At 66.2% G+C, this 22,080-nt stretch carries 18 protein-coding genes and 1 pseudogene; 12 read left to right on the top strand and 7 right to left on the bottom strand.

Annotated elements, in window-relative coordinates:
- Window positions 1–604: 604 nt before the first annotated feature.
- Window positions 605–2,026, bottom strand: a complete 1,422-nt coding sequence (mdtD, locus tag QRM89_RS13385; RefSeq protein ID WP_228425487.1) for a multidrug transporter subunit MdtD — start codon at window positions 2,024–2,026, stop codon at window positions 605–607.
- A gap of 635 nt (window positions 2,027–2,661) precedes the next feature.
- Between mdtD and QRM89_RS13380 the strand changes: the two are divergent.
- Window positions 2,662–2,807: pseudogene (locus tag QRM89_RS13380) on the top strand (peptidase M28 family protein); the annotation flags it as partial.
- A gap of 210 nt (window positions 2,808–3,017) precedes the next feature.
- On the opposite strand, the gene hemE reads toward QRM89_RS13380, so the two are convergent.
- From hemE to QRM89_RS13360, 4 genes are all read right to left on the bottom strand, one after another.
- On the bottom strand, window positions 3,018–4,082 hold the full coding sequence (hemE, locus tag QRM89_RS13375; RefSeq protein ID WP_115001330.1) for a uroporphyrinogen decarboxylase: 1,065 nt from the start codon (window positions 4,080–4,082) through the stop codon (window positions 3,018–3,020).
- Window positions 4,083–4,094: 12 nt separating this feature from the next.
- A complete protein-coding gene (locus tag QRM89_RS13370) occupies window positions 4,095–4,346 on the bottom strand; it encodes a WGR domain-containing protein (protein WP_011037968.1) in 252 nt (83 codons plus the stop codon).
- A 1,169-nt stretch (window positions 4,347–5,515) separates the two neighbouring features.
- On the bottom strand, window positions 5,516–6,628 hold the full coding sequence (gene aroB, locus QRM89_RS13365; protein WP_285448220.1) for a 3-dehydroquinate synthase: 1,113 nt from the start codon (window positions 6,626–6,628) through the stop codon (window positions 5,516–5,518).
- On the bottom strand, window positions 6,625–7,167 hold the full coding sequence (locus QRM89_RS13360) for a shikimate kinase (protein ID WP_011037966.1): 543 nt from the start codon (window positions 7,165–7,167) through the stop codon (window positions 6,625–6,627). Before QRM89_RS13360 ends, aroB begins: the two co-directional genes overlap by 4 nt.
- Before the next feature lie 194 nt (window positions 7,168–7,361).
- Here QRM89_RS13360 and pdxH point away from each other — a divergent pair, with 194 nt between their 5' ends.
- The 8 genes from pdxH (at window position 7,362) to QRM89_RS13320 (ending at window position 13,328) form a co-directional block, all read left to right on the top strand.
- Window positions 7,362–7,961 (top strand): pyridoxamine 5'-phosphate oxidase, encoded by a 600-nt coding sequence (gene pdxH, locus QRM89_RS13355; RefSeq protein ID WP_011037965.1) that lies wholly within the window; start codon window positions 7,362–7,364, stop codon window positions 7,959–7,961.
- Window positions 7,962–8,147: 186 nt separating this feature from the next.
- A complete protein-coding gene (locus QRM89_RS13350) occupies window positions 8,148–8,564 on the top strand; it encodes a YjfI family protein (RefSeq protein WP_014508507.1) in 417 nt (138 codons plus the stop codon).
- 12 nt (window positions 8,565–8,576) lie between these two features.
- Window positions 8,577–9,350: a PspA/IM30 family protein gene (locus QRM89_RS13345; protein ID WP_011037963.1), complete on the top strand. Its 774-nt coding sequence runs from the start codon at window positions 8,577–8,579 to the stop codon at window positions 9,348–9,350.
- Window positions 9,351–9,376: 26 nt separating this feature from the next.
- Entirely contained in the window at window positions 9,377–10,459 is a 1,083-nt protein-coding gene (locus QRM89_RS13340; protein ID WP_103700722.1) for an ion channel, read from the top strand.
- Window positions 10,456–11,133: a YjfK family protein gene (locus QRM89_RS13335; protein WP_019237428.1), complete on the top strand. Its 678-nt coding sequence runs from the start codon at window positions 10,456–10,458 to the stop codon at window positions 11,131–11,133. Before QRM89_RS13340 ends, QRM89_RS13335 begins: the two co-directional genes overlap by 4 nt.
- A 34-nt stretch (window positions 11,134–11,167) precedes the next feature.
- Window positions 11,168–11,572 carry a DUF350 domain-containing protein gene (locus QRM89_RS13330; protein WP_011037960.1) on the top strand — a complete coding sequence of 135 codons (405 nt, stop codon included), beginning with the start codon at window positions 11,168–11,170 and terminating at the stop codon, window positions 11,570–11,572.
- A gap of 12 nt (window positions 11,573–11,584) precedes the next feature.
- Window positions 11,585–12,160 carry a DUF1190 domain-containing protein gene (locus tag QRM89_RS13325; RefSeq protein WP_012437758.1) on the top strand — a complete coding sequence of 192 codons (576 nt, stop codon included), beginning with the start codon at window positions 11,585–11,587 and terminating at the stop codon, window positions 12,158–12,160.
- Window position 12,161: 1 nt separating this feature from the next.
- Complete coding sequence (locus QRM89_RS13320) at window positions 12,162–13,328, top strand: glutathionylspermidine synthase family protein (protein WP_285448219.1); 1,167 nt, start codon at window positions 12,162–12,164, stop codon at window positions 13,326–13,328.
- 681 nt (window positions 13,329–14,009) lie between these two features.
- Here the strand turns inward: QRM89_RS13320 and QRM89_RS13315 are convergent.
- On the bottom strand, window positions 14,010–15,380 hold the full coding sequence (locus QRM89_RS13315; RefSeq protein WP_274341780.1) for an MFS transporter: 1,371 nt from the start codon (window positions 15,378–15,380) through the stop codon (window positions 14,010–14,012).
- A 103-nt stretch (window positions 15,381–15,483) separates the two neighbouring features.
- Between QRM89_RS13315 and soxR the strand changes: the two genes are divergently transcribed.
- Both soxR and QRM89_RS13305 read left to right on the top strand, forming a co-directional pair.
- Window positions 15,484–15,930: a redox-sensitive transcriptional activator SoxR gene (gene soxR / locus QRM89_RS13310; protein WP_285448218.1), complete on the top strand. Its 447-nt coding sequence runs from the start codon at window positions 15,484–15,486 to the stop codon at window positions 15,928–15,930.
- An 81-nt stretch (window positions 15,931–16,011) separates the two neighbouring features.
- The gene (locus tag QRM89_RS13305) at window positions 16,012–18,003 is read left to right on the top strand and encodes a M1 family metallopeptidase (RefSeq protein ID WP_285448217.1); all 1,992 of its coding nucleotides are present in this window, start codon (window positions 16,012–16,014) and stop codon (window positions 18,001–18,003) included.
- Here the strand turns inward: QRM89_RS13305 and QRM89_RS13300 are convergent.
- Window positions 18,000–18,422: a hypothetical protein gene (locus tag QRM89_RS13300; RefSeq protein ID WP_285448216.1), complete on the bottom strand. Its 423-nt coding sequence runs from the start codon at window positions 18,420–18,422 to the stop codon at window positions 18,000–18,002. The two genes, QRM89_RS13305 and QRM89_RS13300, sit on opposite strands and share 4 nt — an antisense overlap.
- Window positions 18,423–18,729: 307 nt before the next feature.
- On the opposite strand from QRM89_RS13300, the gene QRM89_RS13295 reads away from it, so the two are divergent.
- A complete protein-coding gene (locus QRM89_RS13295; RefSeq protein ID WP_228418867.1) occupies window positions 18,730–21,885 on the top strand; it encodes a TonB-dependent receptor in 3,156 nt (1,051 codons plus the stop codon).
- Window positions 21,886–22,080: the final 195 nt, after the last annotated feature.

The following is a 22,080-nucleotide window of genomic DNA, read 5'->3' as shown; positions in this document are numbered from 1 at the left end:
ACTGCGAGCGCAAACTCAACACCAGCCTGCAGTTCATCCATTTGGCCTTCTTGGCCCTATTACTCAGAAGATCGTGAACAGGCTCTTAGGCGTGCGCGACCGTGCAAGGAGTCTGAGCCTGGCGCGCGAGGTGGAACACGCGACTTGGACTTGTCCTGAGCACGCCGCTCACTGGCGATACGCTGGAACGCATTGCGATGTTTGCATCGCGAACGGCTTTTTTGGCGCGGCTATGGCGAGTGATGCAGAGATTGCCTTCGGCTCCGCAGGGCATTCCGTCCATGAAAAAGAGCGAGCAACGTTCGCTTGTCCAAGTGCTGAAGCAGCATGCCGCCTGCATCCATTGCCGAGGCATCTCAGCTGAGAAGCATTGCCGGGTGTGCATTAGGAAGTGAGGCGCAATCGCACGTGTCCGCGATGCCACGCGCATCAGAGCGCGCCAGCGTGACTGATAGCCGGCGGCGTCATGGCGGTATGCGCAAACGCACCGAAATTGTGGGCGCCCACTGCAGTCACGTAACTGCCGTAACGAGCACCGCACGCGCATGCCGCGGCAGCAATCAACTGCCATCAGCGCGCCGCCACCCGCATCACCCAAGCCTGCTCACTCGGCAACTTCTTCCACTTGCCTGGGATGCGGCAGCGTTTCGGCCAGCTGCCAGAAGATCAGCGTCGAAGACAAGGTGATCGCGCCGACGCACAGGAAGGTGGCGTGCAACGCCGCAGTAGCGCCGTGGCTGTCGCCAAGATGCGTGTTGAACGCCGCCAGCAAGCTACCTGCCGCTGCCGCGCCGAACCCGGTAGCCAGCATCATCACCATCGACAGCAGGCTGTTGCCAGGGCTGGCCTGGTCACGGTCCAGGTCGCGCAGGGTCACCGTGTTCATGACGGTAAATTGCAGCGAGTTCACCGCGCCGAAGCAGGCCAGCTGCAGCACCCGCAGCCACAGCGGCTGGCCCGCACTGATCAGCGCGAAGCTGGCCATCGCCAGGCCCACCAGCACGGTGTTGAGCATCAGGATGCGGCGGTAGCCGAAGCGGCCCACCAGCTTCACCGCAGCGCGCTTGGCGGCCATGCCGGCCAGTGCCACCGGCACCATCATCAGCCCGGCATTCATCGGGCTCATGCCCAGGCCCACCTGCAGCAGCAGCGGGATCAGGAACGGCATCGAGCCGCTGCCCACGCGCGCGAACAGATTGCCCAGAATGCCGATGCGGTAACTGGCCACCTTGAACAACGCCAAGGGGAACAGCGCCGCCGGCGCGCTGGCCGCATGCAGCCAATAGCCGGCCAGCGCGGCCAGCCCGCCGATCGCCAGCAACATCACGAACGCATGTCGCAGGCCGAGCTCGGCAATGCCGTCCAATGCCAGCGAGAGCGCCACCATGCCGAACGCCAGCATCAGATAGCCGACCAGATCGAAGCGCTTGCGTGCGTCGCCGTAATGGTCTGGCATGATCTTCAGTGCGGCGATGAATCCGATCACGCCGATCGGCAGATTGATCAGAAACACCCAGTGCCAGGAGGCGATCTCCACCAGCCAGCCGCCCAGCGTCGGCCCGATCAGCGGCCCGATCAGGGCCGGGATCGCGATGAAGCTCATCGCCCGCAGGAAGTCGGCGCGCGCCACGGTCTTCAGCACCGCCAGCCGGCCGACCGGCAGCAACATCGCACCGCCAATGCCTTGCACCACGCGTGCGGCCACCAGCTGCGGCAACTGCTGTGCGGCGGCGCACAGCAACGAGCCCAGCGTGAACACGATGATCGCGGCGAGGAAGGTGCGGCGCGTGCCGAAACGGTCGGCGATCCAGCCCGAGGCCGGGATGAACATCGCCACCGCCAACGCATAGCTGAAGACCACCGACTGCATCTGCAGCGGACTCTCGCGTAAGCTGCGCGCCATCGACGGCAGCGCCGTATTGACGATGGTCGCATCCAGCATCTGCATGAAGATGGCCAGCGACACCAGCCACAACAGCGGCTTGATGGTGTCATAGGCGCGCATGACGGGAACGGGCTGAGACATGGGAGCTCCGTCGAGAGGACGAGGCATTATCCCCGCCGCGCTGTGCAGGAACTCAGAAGGGTGTGCGCATTTGCGGGGCTTTATCGATCGATGGGTTGGTTGTGCTCTCGACTGCGCCGCACCGGGGCCGGTATTCGGTGTCTATCTCCCTGTCTGGTGGGCCCAGCGGTTGCGCAAGGCTGCATTGATCGTCGACTTAATTTGCCGCCGATCGCGCAGTGCCGTGCGGTAGCAAACTTTTTGGCGTCTGCGTCGTTGCCTTATGCGCTCAACGGTTGCGCAGGGCTTCATTGATCGGCGTCTTGGTTGTGCCGTCCATCGCGGCGGGCAGTCCAGGTGTTCGGCGTCTGCGCCTCAAGCTTCCGTGCTCAACGGTTGCGCGGGGCGTGACCGATCGATGAGTTGGTGGTGCTGCCGATCGCGCGGTGCCACGCCGATGTTCGGCGTTTGCCAGTGTCTTGGTGTCCCCAACGGTCGTGCGGGGCTGCATCGATTGATAGCTCGGTTGTGCTGTTGAACGCTGCACCGAGGCCAAGCGTTCGGCGTTTACGCCGGTGCTTTTGCGCCCAGCCGTGTCCACGATGGATCTGTTGCAAGCCGCGCACGCCTGTCTGCAGGCGCGTGATCCGGTCGCACCGCACACTGGGATCACCCGTTTCGATCAAGACTTGACCCCGGTACCCGCAGTGGCATTGTCGGTGCCCGATACCAACCAGTTGGCACGCCTGGCGGCCCTGGTAGCACACGCGTGCGGCTGGCGCTGGATTGCGGCTGGGATGGCAAACGCAGGGCGGCACGTTCGCCGCCAGCTTGGCGCATGTCAGAAGGCTTGCTTGAGCACCACGTCCATGAGGTCGATGAGTTAGGGCGTGCCTTGTCAGTCGCTGTCGCATCGCGCGGACAGCATCCCATTGCATGACATCGGTCGTCACCATGGCCCAGACTGACGTCGTGCACGATCGACAGCAGTGGCTGTCGATCGCTTGCTACTTCACCGCTTGCTCAGCGTCTGCACTGCTTCCACCAGCACGCCAACGTGATCCGGATTCATGTCCGGCGACATGCCGTGGCCGAGGTTGAAGACATGACCTTCGCGCGAGCCGCCGTTGCCGTAGGCGTAGCTGTCCAGGGTCTTGCCGACTTCGCTGCGGATCGCCTCTGGCGAGCCGTACAGCGTGGCCGGGTCCAGGTTGCCCTGCAGGGCGACACGGCCGCCAGTGCGCTCGGCGGCGTCTGCCAGCGAGATCGTCCAGTCCACGCCCACCGCTTCGGCGCCGCTGGCGGCCAACTCGGACACATAGGCGCCATTGCCCTTGCCGAACAGCACCAGCGGGGTGCGCTCTTCACCGCTGCCGCGCTCCAACTCCTGCGCAATGCGCGTGAGGTAGGGCAACGAGAATTCGCGGTACATCGCCGGCGACAACACGCCGCCCCAGGTATCGAACACCTGCAGCGCCTGCGCACCGGCCGCGCGCTGTGCGGACAGGTAGGCGATCACCGCATCGGTGACGGTGCTGAGCAGGTGGTGCAGCAGCTGCGGCGCATTGAAGGCCATGGCCTTGATGCGCGCGTATTCCTTGCTGCCGCCGCCTTCGATCATGTAACAGGCCAGCGTCCACGGGCTGCCGGAGAAGCCGATCAGCGGTACCGCGCCATCCAGCTCGCGGCGGATCAAGCGCACAGCGTCCATCACGTAGCGCAGCTCGGTTTCCATGTCCGGCACGCCGAGGCGATGGATGGCGTCGGCATCACGCACTGGGTGGCGGAATTTGGGGCCTTCGCCTTCGACGAAATACAGCTCCAGTCCCATCGCATCGGGGATGGTCAGGATGTCGGAGAACAGGATCGCCGCATCCAGCGGAAAGCGTTCCAGCGGCTGCAGGGTGACTTCGCAGGCGATGTCCGGGTTCTTGGCCATGCCCAGGAAACTGCCGGCGCGCGCGCGGGTGGCGCGGTATTCCGGCAAATAGCGGCCAGCCTGGCGCATCAGCCAGACGGGGGTGCGGTCCACGGGCTGGCGGCGCAGGGCACGCAACAGACGGTCGTTCTTGAGCATGGAGATGATTCCTCAGCGCGGCGCGTCGGCGCCGCCGGTGATGACATGGAAGCCGCGTTTGAGCTGGGTGTCGCGGGCTTTTTCGAAGGCCCGGTCCGCCTCGTCCTGCAGCAGGTATTGGTCGCGCCGCAGTTGCGTGCGCCCGCCAATCTGGCCGCTCTCGCGCAGCAGTTCCCAGCCACCGAACAGATCCGGTTGTAGGGTCAGCTGGACGTAGCGAAGCGGCTCGTTGCCGCCCGGATCGTGTTGCAGGAGGATGCGCATGGGCCAATTGTAGCCGGGCGCTGCTGAAGGCTGCGTTGGCTGGGTACGGGGCGATTGCCGTGATCGCGAAGGCCTTGCGTGTGGGGGCGGCGGGCGGCTGGCAGGGGCGGCTGGCCGATGAGCGGCGGGTTGTCAGCTACAAGGGCAGAGGACGACGCCGCGTAATGGCAGTGCCTTTGCGAGCGCGTGCAATGAACGCGCAGCGTCTTGTTGAGTTGTCTGGCAGGCCGGGCAGGGCATGACCCATCAGGTCGAGGGTGCTCTGTAGGAGCGCGCTTGCGCGCGAGGGGCGTTATCGGCGAAAGCCCCATCGCGCGCAAGCGCGCTCCTACAAAGACGTGATATCGGCGCTGCGCTTGCGTGGTGGTGCCTGCAGATGTGTGGTGGCCTGCGTGCAGCCGGCGAGCAGATTCGTTAGGTGCCTGGGCAACGTGGTCGATCAGGGCGATGGCTACGCGTAGGAGCGCGCTTGCGCGCGATGGGCTTTACCGGGGAAGCCCCATCGCGCGCAAGCGCGCTCCTACAAATTCGGGGTATCTGCGCTGGGGTTGTCTGGCTATTGCTGCGGATGTGTGGCGGCGGTCTGGCGGCCGGCAAAGCACCTTCGTTAGGTGTCTGGGCAACGCGGTCGATCAGGGCGATGGCTACGCGTAGGAGCGCGCTTGCGCGCGATGGGCGTTACCGGGGAAGCCCTATCGCGCGCAAGCGCGCTCCTACGAGTTCCGGGTATCGGCGCTGCGGTTGCGTGGTGGTGCCTGCAGATGTGTGGTGGCCTGCGTGCAGCCGGCGAGCAGATTCGTTAGGTTCCTGGGCAACGTGGTCGACCAGGGCGATGGCTACGCGTAGGAGCGCGCTTGCGCGCGACGGGCGTTATCGGGAACGGAAAGGCGTCGCGTGCGAGGGGCGTCACCGGGAAGGCGTCTCGCACGCAAGCGCGCTCCTACGAGGGCGGGCATGTCGACGCGGCCGCTTGCGGGCGTAACGCGGCACACAGCATTCCGCGCCAGCCACACGTGACCACCGCAGCCGGCGCTCCACGCGGGCCGCACCGGGCCGGCGCCCGACCTCACCATGACCAGCGCCAAACCTAAGCCGGCCGGCGCAAACCTCAGCCGGCCAGCGCCAAACCTCAGTCGGCCGGCGCAAACGTCAGCCGGCGAGCACAAACCTCAGCCGACCAGAATCTCTAGCACCGCAGCTTCGTCCACGTCGGGGACGACTTCGGCTTTGCCGATCCCGCGCCACAACACCAGGCGCAGGCGGCCGGCGATATTTTTCTTGTCCAGCCGCATGCGGCCGAGCAGGGCTTCCGGTGCCAGGCCAGCCGGGATCTGCGTCGGCAGGCCGAACTCATCCAGCAAGTTGCGCAGTGCCTCGGTGTCTTGGGCGTCGGCCATGCCCAGTGCGGCCGAGAGCCGCGCTGCCAGCACCATGCCCACTGCCACCGCTTCGCCATGGTTGAGGTTGTCGTTACCCGGCGCGCCGTAGCCCTGTTCGGTCTCGATGGCGTGGCCGAAGGTGTGGCCCAGGTTGAGCAGGGCGCGCTCGCCTTTTTCCAGCGGGTCGCGCGCCACGATGTCGGCCTTGTGCTCGCAACTGCGTGCAATCGCCTGCGCCAGCGCGGCCGGGTCGCCGTCCAGCAGCGCGCGGCGTTCGGCATGCAGCCACTGGAAGAACAACGGGTCGCCGATGGCGCCGTACTTGATTACCTCGGCCAGACCGGCGCGCAGCTCGCGCGTGGGCAGGGTGCGCAAGGTGTCGGTATCGGCAATCACCGCGCGTGGCGGGTGGAATGCCCCCACCAGGTTCTTGCCCTGCGGGATGTCCACCGCGGTCTTGCCACCCACCGAGGAATCCACCATCGCCAGCAGGCTGGTGGGCAGTTGCACGCAATCCACCCCGCGCATCCAGCAGGCGGCAGCAAAGCCGGCCAGATCGCCGACCACGCCGCCGCCGAGTGCGAACACGCAGGCATCGCGGGTGGCGCCCAGTTCGGCCAGTGCGGTGATCGCCAGGGAAAAGTTGTCCAGGGTTTTGGAGGCTTCGCCAGCGGCGATGACCAGTTCGCCAAGCTGCAGGTCCGGCCGCGCCTGCAACAGCGCAGCGCGCACGCCGGCGGCATAGTGCGGCGCCACCTGGGTGTCGCTGAGTAGCAGCACGTGGCGGCCGCGCACGTGGCGGGCCAGGCGCGCACCGTCGGCCAGCAGGCCCGGCGCAATGGAGATGGTGTACGGCTGCGCGCCGTCGACTTCGACGCTGCGCAAGGAGGGGGGAAGAGTCATGCAGGGGTACTCGACATGCGCCATTGCGCGGCCAGGCGCAGCACCAGCTGCGCGGTGGCCTCGGCGGGGGAAAGGTGATCGGTTTCAAGGGTGAGGTCGGCCACTTCCTGGTACAGCGGGGTGCGCAGCGCGGCCATGCCGTGCAGCACCTGCTCGCGGTCCGGGCGCTGCAGCAGCGGGCGATTGCGGTCGCGCGCCAGCCGGGTGAGCTGGGCCGGCACGCTCACATGCAGGTACACCACGAAGCCGCGCTCGCGGATGCGCTGGCGATTGCCCGCATCCAGGATCGCGCCGCCGCCGGTGGAGACTAGTTTGTTGCTCTGCGCGAGCAGGCCGTGCAGCGCCTCGGCTTCGTGCTGGCGAAAGCGCGCTTCGCCGTGCTGTTCGAAGATCGCGGGGATGCTGCTGCCGACCTGCTCGACGATGGCCTGGTCTACATCCACGAAATCCAGCCCGAAGCGCTCGGCCAGGCGGCGGCCGATGCAGCTTTTACCGGCGCCCATCGGGCCGATCATCACGAGATTGGGAGCGGGGTTCATGCGCCCGGATCGTAACATTGGCATTGCGGCCCTGGGCCGCGTGCGGCATGCGTGATCCTGCCGCCGGCCTGTGCTGCCGTTGCAGATCCTGCGCTGCCGGCCTTGGCCGCTGCCGCCACTGCGACACCAGGGCCATAGGCGCAGCGGCGGCGATGCGCCCACAATAGGCGTCTGTTTCGCTTCCCTTGCCTGCCATGACCGATCTGTACGCAGAAGCCCTCGCCACCTTCGCCACGCTGTACGCCGAGGCGCAGAACAGTGCCGAGATCGAGGCCAGCGCCATGACCGTGGCCACCGCCAACCTGGACGGCCGCCCGAGCGCGCGCACGGTGTTGCTGAAGGCGTTCGACGCACGCGGGTTCGTGTTCTACACGCATCTGGACAGCGCCAAGGGCCGCGACCTGCAGACCCACCCGCAGGCAGCGCTGCTGTTCCTGTGGCGCAGCCTGCGCGAGGCCGGCATCCAGGTGCGGATCGAAGGCGGCGTGCAACTGGTGAGCGCCGATGAATCGGACGCCTACTTTGCCTCGCGGCCGCGCATGAGCCAGATCGGTGCCTGGGCGTCGCTGCAATCGCAGACGCTGGGCTCGCGCGAGGAGTTCGAGGCGGCCATTGCCAAGGTCGAAGCCACCTTCGACGGCCGCGACGTGCCGCGCCCGGATGGCTGGGGCGGATTCCGCGTGGTGCCGCAGGCGTTCGAGTTCTGGTACGGCGCCAAATTCCGCCTGCACGAGCGCTGGCGTTACGAGGCGGACGCGGCCAGCCACTGGAGCAAGCGGATGCTGTATCCGTAAGTGCACGACCCTGCCGGGCGGCAGCGCCGGCGGTGCTGGATGGCAGCGACGTGGCCCTGAATGCCCCTGCCTGACGGCCGTTCTGCTGTTCACCAAGTCTCTGTAGTATGTCCGCCCATTGCTTGACCGTTGCGGCCTCACCGCCGCCGCACTCCGCCGCCGAATGACCAAAGGACAGGACATCCCATGACGCAGTACACCACTGTTGAACTGCACGGCCTGCTGGCCGAGCGCTACCGCGACCAGCCGATCGAGGTCGAATTGATCGACGGGCTGGAGCCGGCCATCAACCTCACCCTGGCCGATCACGGCGACATGCAGATCCAGGTGGCCGCGTCCGGTTCGCAGGTGTTCGTGTCCACGCTGCTGGCCAACGCCGACCAGGTCAGCGACCGCGCCGCGTTCAACGACGCGTGCCTGCGGCTCAACCCGCTCAATCCGCTCTCCAATCTCGGTCTGGTGCAGGTCGACGGCAAGGACGCGTACGTGGTGTTCGGTGAATTGTCGGCCTCCTCGACGCTCGACCAGATCGACGAGGAAATCCAGACCCTGGCGGCCAATACGCTGGATGCCGCCGAATCCCTCAAGCCGTTCTTTTCCTAAAGGCGTGTTGTCATGAGTATCTTTTCCAAGCTGATCACGCTGCTGCGTGGCACCGCACACGAAACCGGCCAGAAGGCCGTGGACGCCAACGCCCTGCGCATCCTGGACCAGGAAATGCGCGATGCCGGCGCCCAGCTCACGCGTTCGCGCGAAGAGCTCACCAAGCTGATGGCGCAGAGCAAGCTGGCGCAGCAGAAGATCGACGCGCGCGCCGGCAAGATGGCCGAGTACACGCGCTATATCGAAGGCGCGCTGGCCAAGAACGACGAAGCGCTGGCGCATGATGTGGCGGTCAAGCTGGCGGCGCTGGAAAGCGAGGACGCCGGCGACAAGGCCTCCAAGACCGCGCTGGACCAGTCGGTGGTGACGCTCAAGGCCACCATCCAGAAAACCGAAAACCAGCTGCGCGGCATGCGCCAGCAGATCGACACCGTCAAGGCCACCGACGCGGTGCAGAAGGCGCAGGCCGCGATTGCCGCGCGGCATTCCGGTGCGAGCAGCAAGATGGGGTCGGCGCTGGAATCGCTGGAGCGCATCAAGGCGCGCCAGGCCGAGACCTCCGCACGCATCGAATCGGCCGAGGAGCTGGAATCGTCTACCGGCGATGGCGATCTGAATCGGCGCCTGGCCGCGGCCGGCCTGATGGAAGGCGAGTCCAACGCCGCTGCGGTGCTGGCGCGCTTCAAGAAGCCGGCCGCTCAGCTCGGGCACGACACCGCCAGCGGCACCGCGCCGCTGATCGGCCAGGTCCGCGACGTGCAGCAGGTTCCGCGCAGCGACAGCTGACCGCACCCCACGGCACAGGACGCGCCATGATCATCGTCGGACGGCTGTACCGGGTCTTGCGGCGCCACGTGCGCCGCGTGAGCTGGGGCATGGTGGCGCTGGCCCTGCTGGCACACATGGGGTTGAGCTGGGTGCTGTTCGTCCTGGCCGGTGAGCACAAGCTCGTCGGCCTGGATGCGTTTCCGTATTACTACATGACCACTGCCACCACCATCGGCTACGGCGATCTGTCGCCGGGCTCGGTGGCCGGGCGCTATATCGCCGCGTGCGTGCTGATGCCGGGCGCGGTGGCGCTGTTCGCCACGGTGCTGGCCAAGACCAGCGCGGTGCTCATCACCTTCTGGAGGCGCCACCACATGGGCAAGATGGCCTACGCGCAGTTGAGCGGGCACACCATCCTGATCGGCTGGCAAGGCGCGGCCTCGGCACGCTTGCTGGAGTTGTTGTTGTCCGACACCGCCACCGATGATGAAGGCGTGGTGCTGGTGGCCGAGGGCGTGGCCGAAAACCCGATGCCCGACCACATGCGTTTCGTGGCTGCCGAGTCGTACACCCACACCGAGGTCTACCTGCGTGCGGGCATTGCCGGTGCGGCGCGGGTGATCGTCAATCCGCCATCCGACGACCAGACCCTGGCCGCAGTCTTCGCACTGATGGCGCATGCGCCGCGCGCACACATCGTGGCGCATTTCGATTCGGCCAGCGCCGCGCGGCTGGTGGCCTGCCATTACCCGGCGATCGAATGCACGCGCCCGATGACTGCCGAGATCCTGGCCCGCGCTGCGCAGGACCCGGGCAGTGCCGCGATCACCGCCGAGCTGTTGTCGGTGGACGACGGCCCCACGCAGTTCAGCCTGGCCGTGCCGGCACAGCTGGAGGCGCTGGATTACAGCCTGCTGGCGGCTGATTTCAGCCAGCGCGGTGCCTTGTTGCTGGGCCTGCGCGCGCCCGATGGCGCGTTGCGGTTGAACCCGCCCGCACAGACCGCTGTACCGGCCGGTGCCATGCTGTATTACCTGGCCGAGCAGCGCGTGCCTGCGCAGTCCATCGCGTGGCAGGCCCTGCGCGCTGCGGCCGTTTCCGCTTCCCCATCGCCACGAGGTGCATGACGATGAGTTTTTTCAGCAAGTTGTTCGGCCAATCCCAGCCGCCACCGCTGCCGACCACCGGCACTGGCGCGATCGGCCATGCGCTGCCGTTGGGGCTGCGCGTGGGTGGCCAGCTCGAGATCGACACCACGCTGTACCGCATGGCGCCCGAGGCGATGACCGCCGAATTGCCGGGTGGGCATCAGGGCATCCCGTGCTATGGCCACGTCAATCTGGGCGATGGCTATGCGCTGCACCGGTTCTATCTGGACGATGACGCGTTTCTGCAGGTCACCACCGTGGGCGGCGATCTGGAGGCGATGAAGGCCTTCGTGTATTGCGAGACAGTGAACCCGCCGAGCAAGCAGGCCTTCCAGGAATTCGTGATGCAGCATCCGCACCTGGGTGCGGCGCAGATCGAGTACGCCGGCAAGCGCTGGGACCGTGCCACCCAATCCACCGACGATGCCGCGCGCATCCCGCCGATTGCCTACGACGAGGTGCTGTACCGCTATCAGCCGCCGCGCCGCGATGGCGACCTGACCCACTACGCGATGCTCTACAGCCGGCCGGTGCCGGAGTTGCAGCGCGAGGAATTCCTGCTGGTCACCGGCGAGGATTCCGGCCCCAACGAATTCTGCGTCACCTACGCGGTCGGCATCGACGTCACCGTCGCCGATCTGGACATCACCTGAGCGCTTACCCGTCTTCCACCACCCTGGTCCTGTCATGAATCCGATCAATCTGCAGAGTTTCCTCGCGTTTCTTTCCTACTTCGGCACCGGCCTGGGCGTGCTGATCGTCGCGGTGGTGCTGGTGACCCTGGTCACCCCGCACAAGGATTTCACCCTGCTGCGCCAGGGCAACGTGGCGGCCGCCACCGCGCTGGCCGGCAACCTGATCGGCGTGGCGCTGCCGCTGCATTCGGCCATCACCCATTCGGTGAGCCTGGTGGATGCCTTGATCTGGGGCGTGGTGGCCTGCGGTATCCAGGTGGTGGCGTATCTGCTGGCCAACCTGGTGGCCGGGCGCATCTCGCGGCAGATCACCGACAACGTCGCCGCCGCCGGCATTTTTTCGGCCGGCGTGTCGATCGCGGTTGGCCTGATCAACGCCGCGGCGATCACGCCGTAACGGAGCGCAGGCATGAAGCGATCACGCAATCTCAAGCTCACCCTGATGGCCGCGCTGCCGGCCGCCTTCGTCACCGGTTGCGGCTCGGAGCCGGAAACCGGCGTGGTGTTGCAGTCGGCCTCGGACTGCTACCAGATCAAGCAGGAACAGGGCGACATCCAGCAGTGTCTGAAGGCCTACGACGAGGCCGTGGCCAAGCACCAGCAGGCCGCGCCGCGCTTCCCTTCGCGCTATGAGTGCGATGCGCAATTTGGCAGCTGCACCGAAGTGCCTGGCCAGACCCAGGGGCAGCAGAGCTGGATCCCGCCGATGGGCGGCTTCCTGCTCGGCTACGCGCTGGGCAACATGAGCGGCGGCGGATATCGCTATGGCGGCGCGATGCCGCTATACCGCGATTACCGCAGCGGCGGCTACTACAAGCCCAACGGCGATCTGGCCAGCAACCGCATCGGCACCGTGCGCGGCCGCGCTGGCAGCGTGGACATGCCAACCCGCGCCATTACCGTGTCGCGCTCGGGTTTTGGCTCCAGCGCCGCGGCGCGCAGCTCGTTCGGCAGTGGCGGGCGCAGCTCCGGGTTTGGCGGCTGACATGGAGCGCATTGCCATCGCCGAGCGCCCGGATTGGCGCACCCAGGCCGAATCGCTCGGCTTCCAGTTCCACACCATCGACGGCGAACCGTACTGGGACGAAAGCGCGTACTACGCGTTTTCGTTGCGACAGATCGAAGACGACATCGAGACGCCGACGCAGGAACTGCACGACATGGCGATGCAGTTGGTCGACGAGGTGGTCGGCTCCGAAGCGTTGATGACGCAGCTGGCACTGCCGCCGTTCTATTGGGACTGGATCGCCACCTCCTGGAAGAACCGCGACCCGCATCTGTACGGCCGCATGGATCTGGCCTATGCCGGCAACGGCCCGGCCAAGTTGTACGAGCTCAATTACGACACGCCGACCTCGTTGTACGAGGCGGCGTATTTCCAGTGGCTGTGGCTGGAACAGCAGATCGCCAGCGGCGCGCTGCCCAAGGGCACCGACCAGTACAACCTGATCCAGGATTTGCTGTGCGAAACCTTGGGTGCGCTGGCGGTGGATGGAGCGATTGGCCCGCAGATGCATTTTTCTGCAGTGCGTGATTCGCTGGAAGACCGCGCCACCGTGCGCTATCTGCGCGATTGCGCGCACCAGGTGGGCATCAGCACCGAAGAAGTGGCGATCGAAGACATCGGCCTCAGCGCCGATGGCTGGTTCACCGATGAGCAGGACCGGGTGATCCACACGCTGTTCAAGCTGTACCCGCTGGAATTCATGATGGAAGAGCGCTTCGGCCCGGCGTTGATCGCCAACCGCGTGCGTCTGATCGAACCGGCATGGAAGGCAGTGCTGAGCAACAAGGGCATCCTGCCGCTGTTGTGGGAGCGCCATCAGGGCCACCCCAATCTGCTCGCCGCGCGCTTTGCACAGGCCGGCGAGGCGCCCACTGCCGGGTGGGTGCGCAAGCCGCTGCTGTCGCGCGAGGGTGCCAACATCGCGCTGGTTACCGCGCAGGGCGAGATGGCGCACACCGACGGGCCGTACCTGGATGGCCCGGCCATCCTGCAGGCGCATCATCCGCTGCCGGTGTTCGACGGCCGGCATGCGCTGGTCGGCAGCTGGGTGGTGGCCGATCGCCCGGCCGGCCTGGGCATGCGCGACGACGACGGCCCGATCACCCGCGATACCTCGCGGTTCGTGCCGCACGTGATCGTGGATTAAGGCGCTGCTATGCGCGTGCACCGCCACTGCGAGGTGGCGGTGTGCGCTGCATGCGCGGGTCTGGTTTTGAGCATCCACATCAGTGGCATGCGCACGGACGCGCGGCGACGGCCGGCTCTCTGCCGAGGTGCTGCGCGCCAATCGCTTGGGCTCGAGCTCGGCGTGCACTCCACGCGTTTGGAACCGGCAGTAGATGGTTGCTGTCGCCATGCGCATCCATCGCAGCGCGTGGCCCTGCATGCAGCACATCGCATCAAACCGCCCTACACACACCGGCAACTGCACGCAAGCCGTGCCGCCCGCACTGCGTTGATCGAGTTTTCCACCCCCCCTGTGGATGAAAACTGCACAAGGCTGTGGACAAGTGGGCACAGGCCCCGGCCCGTCACGCTGTCAAGATGGGTGGCGAAAAAATGACCACTCGGTTGCAGGTGTGTGTCCGCAGCTATGGTCGGCGCGAATCCGGCAGACTCGGCAAAGTGATCGTGCGGTTGTGGACCGGTTCGGTCGGGTGCGTATCTGACACGCGCGCTGCACCGTTCACGAATCCTGACGTGCCAACCACGCCCTCCAATTGCGCCGCGTCAGCAGCCAGCCCACGCGCGCGCAGCACGCCGCGGAGCGGCTCCCGGGCCATCTGCTCGCAGCAACGCGACGCAGTGACGTTCGCCACCGCCACCCTCACACCCGGTGCGCCACCCAGAAACTGCTCAGCGCCAGCACCCACGCCAGCGCAAAGACGCTGGCATAGGCCAAGGGCGTGGCCGAGCCCAATAGCGCGGCAAACAGCGCGCCGGCCACCGCAAGGACGCCCGCCACCGCAATCGCCTCGCTGAGCTGCAAGGCCGAGCTGTTGGCACCTTGCTCGGCGGGCGGCGACAGCGACAAGGTCAGCACCGACAGGCTCGGATACAACAGGCCCATGCCCAACCCGGTCACGGCCCAGCCGGCGATGGCGGCCGGCACCGGCACGGCCGGCCAGATCGCGCCCGCACTGATCACGATGCCCGCCGACATCAGCACCGCGCCGGTTTTGAGCAGCCGTGGCCGCGACCAGCCAGCGGTGCTGTGGCCCTGGTACCACGAACCGCTGAACCAGCCCAAGGCGCCCACGCTCAGCGCAATGCCGGCCAGCAGCGGCGAGAGGCCGCGTTCGCGCGACAACAGCAGCGGCAGAAACGCTTCGAAGCCGAAGAACGCTGCCGCCGCGATCCCGCGCAACGCGATCACGCTGGGCAGGCCGCGTGCCAGCCGCAAGGTGCCGGCCGGCAGCAGCTGCCAGGCGCACACGCCGGTGACCGCCAATGCCGGCGCCATCGCCAGCACGGCGGGCAGACCGTGCAACTGGCCGCCGACATACACGCCCAGCACGCCCAGTGCCGCGCCAATCGCCCAGCCCAGCGCGTCCTTGCCGGGCAGCGCGGCCTGCGTGCTCCAGTCGCGCCCACGCAGCGCCGGCAGCAGCATCAGGCCGGCCGGGATCGCCAGCAGCGGCACCGATAGGAATACCCAGCGCCAGCCGGCGTGCTGCACGATCAGGCCACTGATGCCGGGCCCGATCAACGACGGCACCACCCAGCCCGCAGAGAACGCGGCAAACACGCGCGGGCGCAGGGCCTCCGGATACAGGCGGCCCACGATGACGTACAGCGCTACCGAATAAGCGCCTGCACCCAGGCCCTGCAGCAGCCGCCCAGCGATCAGCAGCGGCATGTTCGGTGCCAGCCCGGCGATGACCAGCCCCAGTACGAAGCACAGCAACCCGGCGCCCAGTGCGCCTGCTGGCCCGCGCCGGTCGCTCCAGCGCCCGGCGGCGGTCATGCCCACCACGCTGGTCGCCAAGGTGCCGCCGAAGGCCAGTGCGTACAGCGGCAGGCCATTCAATTCGCGCGCCACCGTGGGCATGGCCGCGGCCACTGCCAGCGATTCAAACGCGTTGAGCGCCACCAATGCCACCATGCCCAGCGTGGTGGCACGGTACGGCGCAGCGAGAATGGAGGTGGCGCGCGCATCGGTAGGCGATGCAGTGGGCAGAGTGGTGTGGGTCGTCATTGAACATCCAAGAAAGCAAAGCGTGAAACGGCAGCGCGGGCAGGGCTTGCATCCCGCCATAGCCGCGCAGCATCCTGCCTCAACCAAGGTTGAGGTCAAGGCAATGCAGCGTGAGTTGTCCGTGGGGGATGTGGCCAAGCGCAGTGGCGTGGCGGTGTCGGCGCTGCATTTCTACGAGCGCAAGGGGTTGATCCGTAGCCTGCGCACTGCCGGCAATCAGCGCCGCTATGCGCGCGATGTGCTGCGGCGGATCGCGGTGATCCGCGTGGCGCAGCGGCTCGGCGTCCCGTTGCATCAGGTGCTGGATGCGTTCTCGGTGCTGCCGGATCAACGCACACCCACGCGCGCGGAATGGGCGCGCATGTCGGCACGTTGGCGTGGCCAGCTGGACGCACGAATTGCCGAGCTGCAGGCCCTGCGCGACCAGCTCACCGACTGTATCGGCTGCGGCTGCCTGTCGCTGCGGCGCTGCCGCCTGAGCAACCCCGGCGACACACTGGCCGAGGGCGGTGACGGCGCGGTGCGCCTGTCGGGCACTGCCGGCGGCTGAGCGCGCACCGGGACCAATGGCAGTGCCTGGATGAGGTGGGCCGCCGTAGGATGGTCGTTCCCCCCCGTCGCAGGACTTCGCATGTTCCCCACCGTGCGCCGCTCGCTGGCTGTTGCGCTTGCACTCGCGTGTCTTTCGTTCACTGCACTGGCGGCTCCGCCAGCGGCCGCTCCTGCAGCGGCCAGCCCGTTCGACCCGCTGGCGCTGTTCGCGCCCTTGCAGCTGCCCGATGCGCCCAACGCGTATCGCAGCGGCAGCGGTAAGCCGGGGCCGCTGTTCTGGCAGAACCGGGCGGACTACGACCTCACTGCGCAGATCGACCCGGCGACCCACACGCTCACCGGCGAAGCGGCGATCCGCTACACCAACCACAGCCCGGACACGCTCGACGTGCTGTGGCTGCAGCTGGACCAGAACATCTACCGGGCCGACGCGCGCGCCGCCGCCAGCCGGCCATCGCGCGGCACCCAGACCACCGAGGGCATGCAGATTGCCAGCGTCGAGGTGGACAGCGGCGGGCGCCGACAGGCGGTGCCGTTCTTGGTGGACGACACACGCCTGCGCGTGGACCTGCCGCAGCCCCTGGCCGGGCAGGGCAAGGCGCTCACCATGCATATCCGCTACCGCTACCGCATTCCCGGCACCTGGGGCGGGCGCACCGCGGTGAGCAACAGCAAGCAGGGCGAGATCTACGAGATTGCGCAGTGGTACCCGCGCATGGCCGTGTACGACGACCTGCGTGGCTGGGACACGCAGCCGTATCTGGGGTCGGAGTTCTACCTGGAATACGGCAGCTTCGACTACGCGGTGACGGTGCCCGACGGATTTCTAGTGGCCGGCTCCGGCGCGCTGACCAATCCCGATGAGGTGCTCAGCCGCACCGAACAGCAACGCCTGGCCCAGGCACGCGGCAGCGATCGTACCGTGCTGATTCGCACGCCCGCCGAGGTGGCCGCGCGTGCTGCGGCGCCGGCAAGCACGCGCACGCGTACCTGGCGGTTCCACATGGACACCACCCGCGATGTGGCCTTCGCCGCGTCACCGGCCTTCGTGTGGGATGCCGCGCGTATCAATCTGCCCGATGGCAAGCAGTCGCTGGCGATGTCGGTGTATCCGGTGGAAGGCGTGGGCGAGGCGAAATGGAGCCGCTCCACCGAGTACGTCAAAGGTGCGATCGAACATTTTTCGCAGTGGTACCCGTACCCGTGGCCGGCCGCGATCAACCTGGGCGGCTACGGCGCGGGCATGGAGTATCCGGGCATCGTGTTCGATGGGTTCGACGATGGCGGCAAGGACCTGTTCTGGATCACCGCACACGAGATCGGCCACACCTGGTTCCCGATGATTGTCGGTTCCAACGAGCGCCGGCATGCCTTCATGGACGAAGGGTTCAATACCTTTATCGACGTCTACGCATCGGATGCCTTCAACAAGGGCGAATACGCACCGAAGCGCGATTCGGAATATGCGCCCAAGGGCGGCAACCCGGTGGACGAAATCTTGCCGTTGCTGGCCGACGCCAACGCACCGACCTTGATGGACACCGCCGATGCCACCAGCGAGACCTACCGCCACCCGTTGACCTACTTCAAGGGTGCGCTGGGCCTGGTGTTGTTGCGTGAACAAATCCTGGGGCCTGCGCGTTTTGATCCGGCCTTTCGCAAGTACATCGCCACCTGGGCGTTCAAGCATCCGACGCCCTCGGATTTCTTTCGTCTGATGGAAAGCGAAAGCGGCGAGGACCTGAGCTGGTGGTGGCGTGGCTGGTACTTCAACAACTGGCAACTGGACATGGGCATCAGCGAGGCGCACTACGTGGACAAGGACCCGGCGAAGGGCGTGCAGGTCACCCTGCGTAGCCGGCAGCGGCTGGTGATGCCGGTCACGCTGCGCGTGGACCTGGCAGACGGCAGCCACCTGGACCGGCGGATACCGGTGGAAGCCTGGCTGCAGCAAACCGCACCCAAGCTCACGCTGGCGACTACGCAGAAAGTACTGCGCGTGCGCCTGGACCCAGACCACGCACTGCCGGATGCGGCCCGTGCCGACAACACGCTGGAGCTTTCCCGCTAGGCGCCAGCACCGCCGCCGTCGCGCGCATTGCTGCGCGCTATTTCCTGACGGCACGCACTGTTGAGCAAGGCCACAACGGCGCAATCGATTGCAGCGATTGCGCCGTTGTCGTGTGCGTCATGCAGCAACGCCACCGTTTGCACGTAGCGCTGCGCACGCGGGTTGCGGCTTGCACCGTTGCGTGTTTCTCCGATAAGCGATCTACACACCCGGCCGCGTTGGCAGGGCGCTTGCGCAAGTGTCGGCATGGTCACGCCTGCAACGGTTATGCGGTCTGTTTTCAGCGCGTTTTGGCAGTGCGTTTGCGAGGCGTACTTGGTAACGCTTACAGCCACGCCGTTGTTGAAGCTGCGCTGCGGGCTCAAGCGCAGCGTTTTTTGCAGGCCCGGTCGGGTTGTTAAAGATTTGCTGCAACGCACGGTGACAAGCGCTGTTGCCGGTGACTAGGCTGCGCCGCGTGTTAGCGCTATCACGCCGGCGGCCATTGCAGAGCAGGGCCACTGGCGCAGTCATCAGCTGGAACGGATCAGAGGAAGTCGCCGTCGTACGCGACGGGCAGGACACGACTGGCTCGGGGGATCCGTCGTTGAGTTGCACCGCAGGGGATCACAGAACTTGCTGCAGGCAGTTCGCCAGACATCCGCAGGGATGCCGGCAAAGACAGTGGCGGTGTCGCATGTCGCGCGCACGGCCGTGGGCAGTTGCACACCACCCGAGGACACATCGATGCGTCGTACGTTGAAGAGCTTCAAGTCGAAGGCAATGTTCACCTTCGTTGGCGGTTTGCTGGTCATCAATCCCGCCTTTGCGCAGGACACGATGCCGCAAGCACCGCCGCCACAATCCAGCAGCGACGCTGCCACCACGCTCGACACCGTCAACGTCACCGGCATCCGCAGCAGCCTGGACCAGTCGATGGGCATCAAGCGCGACGCCGCCGGCGTGGTGGATGCGATCAGCGCTGAAGACATCGGCAAGTTTCCGGATACCAATCTGGCCGAGTCGCTGCAGCGCATCACCGGCATCTCGATCGAACGCCGCGATGGCGAGGGTGCGCAGGTCACCGCGCGTGGCTTCGGCCCGCAGTTCAATACGGTCACGCTCAACGGGCGCTTGATCCCGGGTGCGGATGCCTTTGGCGCGCCGGGGCAAACGCCAATCGGCGGCGTGGACGTGGGCACGCGCGCGTTTAACTTCGCGCAGCTGGCCTCTGAAGCGATCACCGGCATCGAGGTGTACAAGACCAGCCGCGCCACTGCGCCCAGCGGCGGCATCGGCGCCACCATTAATATCCAGACCGACAAGCCGTTCAACCATTCCGGCGTGGTGGCCAATGCCGGCGCCAAGATGGTGTCCGACCGCTCGCAGCCGTTCGGCGATTCGCTCACCCCGGAAGTGTCGGGCATCTTCAGCTACACCAACCCCGACAAGACCTTCGGTATCGGCCTGAGCGCCAGCTACCAGAAGCGCCATGGCGGCTCGGTGCAGGCCACCGAAAACACCTGGAATATCCAGCGCTGGACCGGCACCGACCCCGCGCTGCGTCCGGATGCGGTGGTGACCAACGCACCGGCGATCGGCCAGCTGTACGGCATGCCCAACGACCTCCGCTACGCATTCGCCGACTTCCAGCGCGAGCGCATGAATGGCCAGGCGGTGATGCAGTTCGCGCCCACCGATAGCCTGACCTTGACCCTGGACTACACCTATTCGTCCAATGAAATCCGCGAGGAGCGTGGCGAGCAGGGCATCTGGCTGCAGCGCGCCAACAGCTTCACCGATCTGACCTTCGATACCGGCCAGGCCGTGGCCACGCCGGTGTATCTGCGCGATGTGCCCAGTGGTGCCAAGGACTTCGGCATGGAGCAGCAGCGCAACGAGCAGAAGTACACGCTCGGCTCGCTTGGCTTCAACGCAGACTGGCAGGTGAGCGACCGCTTCCAGCTGAGTTTCGATGCGCACAACTCCAAGACCAAGAGCCTGCCCAACGACCCGGTCACCGGCGGCAGCGCTACCTATTTCAGCCTTGCCGGGACCAATAACTGCGCCAGCGGCCCGCTGTGCGGCGGGCAGTGGGGCCAGGAGCTGTGGTTCAACAATTCGCTGCCGATCGGCGCACGCACCTGGTACCCCACCGCGGCCGATTCGCTGGCCGGCACCAATGGCGTGGTCAACCCGGACTTCACCGCGGGCAACCTGGGCTCGCAGGTGTTGCGCATCTACTACCAATCGCAGGTGACCGAGATCAAGGAAGGGCGTGTGGACGGCACGTTCGACTTCGACGATGGCCGCTTCCAGTTCGGCGTGAGCTCGGCCAATACCAAGATGAACCGGCTGACCAGCGACACCAACTCCACGCTCGGTGACTGGAGCGTGGCCAATGCCGGCAATGAGCCGGGCATGGTGGCGTTGCTGCAGCCGGTCAGCATCACCGGCATGTTCAAGGACTTCAATGCCAATGGCGCGGCGCCCAGCGCCTGGCGTGGCGATGCCGACCAACTCGCGTTGTGGGGTGGCAGCCAGTACGGCGCCACCACGCGCTACAACCCGCAATACAGCGCCGACAACCAGGTGGAAGAGAAGACCCGTGCGGCGTACGTGCAGCTGGAATTGCAGGGCGATATCGCCGGCATGACCACCAATACGCGGCTGGGCCTGCGCTACGAGCGCACCGATGTGGAATCGGTGTCGCAGGTGGCCACGCCAACCGGTTTGCTGTGGCAGTCCAACAACGACTTCCAGCTGGTCCGTTCGGCAGAGCTGCAGCCTTTCAGTGAAAAGACCAGCTACAACTACATCCTGCCCAATCTCGATTTCAGCATCGACATCACCGACCAGCTGAAGGGGCGTGCCTCGTTCGGCCAGACCATTGCGCGCGCACCCTACAACAACCTGATTGCCGGGCCCACGCCCAACACGCCCAACGGTTCGATCCTGATCAACCCCTCCAACCGTGCCGGTGGCGACTCGCAGAACCCGCAGCTCGATCCGCTGGAATCGGACAACCTCGACCTGGCGCTGGAGTGGTACTTCGCCGACGCCAGCTATGTGTCGGCCACGTTCTGGAACAAGCGCGTCAGCAACTTCATCGGCAACACGGTGTCGCGCGAATCGCTGTACGGGCTGACCGACCCCACCTCTGGGCCGGATGCGCAGGCGGCGTTGGCCTTCCTGCAAAGCGGTGCCTGCGCAGCCCAGGTGGGTGCGTCCGGCAATGACGTGGCCGCGGCGTGCTCGGCCAACGACACCTCGCTGTTCGCGGCCATGGCGTTGTTGCGCAACGCCGCAGCCACCGGCGGCCTGGGTGCCTACAACGGCAGCTCCGCGCAGAGCCTGGCGCTGGAGAACGCCTACGACATCACCGGCAACAGTAGCGACCCGCTGTACCAGTTCGATGTGTCGCGGCCGATCAACCAGAACAAGGCCAATATCCATGGTTGGGAGCTGGGCGGGCAGTACTTCTTCGGCAGCAGTGGCTTCGGCATCTACGCCAACTACACCATCGTGGAAGGCGATGTCGGCTTCGACAACACTGTGATCGACCGCGACCAGTTCGCCTTGCTGGGCTTGAGCGACACCGCCAATGCCATGCTGATGTACGAAAAGTACGGCTTCAGCGCGCGTCTGGCATGGAACTGGCGCGACGAGTATCTGATCGCCGCCAACCAGGACAATTCCAACCGCAACCCGTACTACGTCGAGGCATATCAGCAGTGGGACCTCAGCGTGAGCTACGCCTTCAGCAAGCAGCTGTCGATCGGCTTTGAAGCCATCAACCTGACGGGCGAGGACGTGCGCTGGCACGGGCGGTCGGACAAGCAGATCATCCGCCTGATCGACCAGCAGCCGCGCTATACGCTGGGCGTGCGCTACGCGTTCTAATCCCGGATGGGGCGCAGCTGCCGGCTCTACGGCAGCTGCGTATGGCGCTTGTCGCACCGCTTGAGGCCGGTACGATAATGCGCCTCGCCTGGCGAGCGTGCTGCGCGTGTCGCACGCGGATGCGGTGCGTGCACGTCTGCAGCTGCATGGTGCTGTGCGGCTTGCCGGCGGCGCGCTTTTTCGCAATGCTCGCCT

Source organism: Xanthomonas sp. LMC-A-07 (assembly GCF_030208825.1).
Classification (GTDB): Bacteria; Pseudomonadota; Gammaproteobacteria; order Xanthomonadales; family Xanthomonadaceae; genus Xanthomonas; species Xanthomonas campestris.
Note: the sequence above shows the minus strand (reverse complement) of the source record. Positions and strands in the feature narration are given on the sequence as shown.

Bases quoted from the DNA above. Each gene is read 5' to 3' on its own strand.
- QRM89_RS13360 (WP_011037966.1), bottom strand. From the start codon at position 7,167: ATGAACCCCGCTCCCAATCTCGTGATGATCGGCCCGATGGGCGCCGGT.
- hemE (WP_115001330.1), bottom strand. From the start codon at position 4,082: ATGCTCAAGAACGACCGTCTGTTGCGTGCCCTGCGCCGCCAGCCCGTG.
- aroB (WP_285448220.1), bottom strand. From the start codon at position 6,628: ATGACTCTTCCCCCCTCCTTGCGCAGCGTCGAAGTCGACGGCGCGCAG.
- soxR (WP_285448218.1), top strand. From the start codon at position 15,484: ATGCAGCGTGAGTTGTCCGTGGGGGATGTGGCCAAGCGCAGTGGCGTG.
- mdtD (WP_228425487.1), bottom strand. From the start codon at position 2,026: ATGTCTCAGCCCGTTCCCGTCATGCGCGCCTATGACACCATCAAGCCG.
- QRM89_RS13350 (WP_014508507.1), top strand. From the start codon at position 8,148: ATGACGCAGTACACCACTGTTGAACTGCACGGCCTGCTGGCCGAGCGC.
- QRM89_RS13345 (WP_011037963.1), top strand. From the start codon at position 8,577: ATGAGTATCTTTTCCAAGCTGATCACGCTGCTGCGTGGCACCGCACAC.
- QRM89_RS13335 (WP_019237428.1), top strand. From the start codon at position 10,456: ATGACGATGAGTTTTTTCAGCAAGTTGTTCGGCCAATCCCAGCCGCCA.
- QRM89_RS13370 (WP_011037968.1), bottom strand. From the start codon at position 4,346: ATGCGCATCCTCCTGCAACACGATCCGGGCGGCAACGAGCCGCTTCGC.
- QRM89_RS13325 (WP_012437758.1), top strand. From the start codon at position 11,585: ATGAAGCGATCACGCAATCTCAAGCTCACCCTGATGGCCGCGCTGCCG.
- QRM89_RS13340 (WP_103700722.1), top strand. From the start codon at position 9,377: ATGATCATCGTCGGACGGCTGTACCGGGTCTTGCGGCGCCACGTGCGC.
- QRM89_RS13295 (WP_228418867.1), top strand. From the start codon at position 18,730: ATGCGTCGTACGTTGAAGAGCTTCAAGTCGAAGGCAATGTTCACCTTC.
- QRM89_RS13305 (WP_285448217.1), top strand. From the start codon at position 16,012: ATGTTCCCCACCGTGCGCCGCTCGCTGGCTGTTGCGCTTGCACTCGCG.
- pdxH (WP_011037965.1), top strand. From the start codon at position 7,362: ATGACCGATCTGTACGCAGAAGCCCTCGCCACCTTCGCCACGCTGTAC.
- QRM89_RS13320 (WP_285448219.1), top strand. From the start codon at position 12,162: ATGGAGCGCATTGCCATCGCCGAGCGCCCGGATTGGCGCACCCAGGCC.
- QRM89_RS13330 (WP_011037960.1), top strand. From the start codon at position 11,168: ATGAATCCGATCAATCTGCAGAGTTTCCTCGCGTTTCTTTCCTACTTC.
- QRM89_RS13315 (WP_274341780.1), bottom strand. From the start codon at position 15,380: ATGACGACCCACACCACTCTGCCCACTGCATCGCCTACCGATGCGCGC.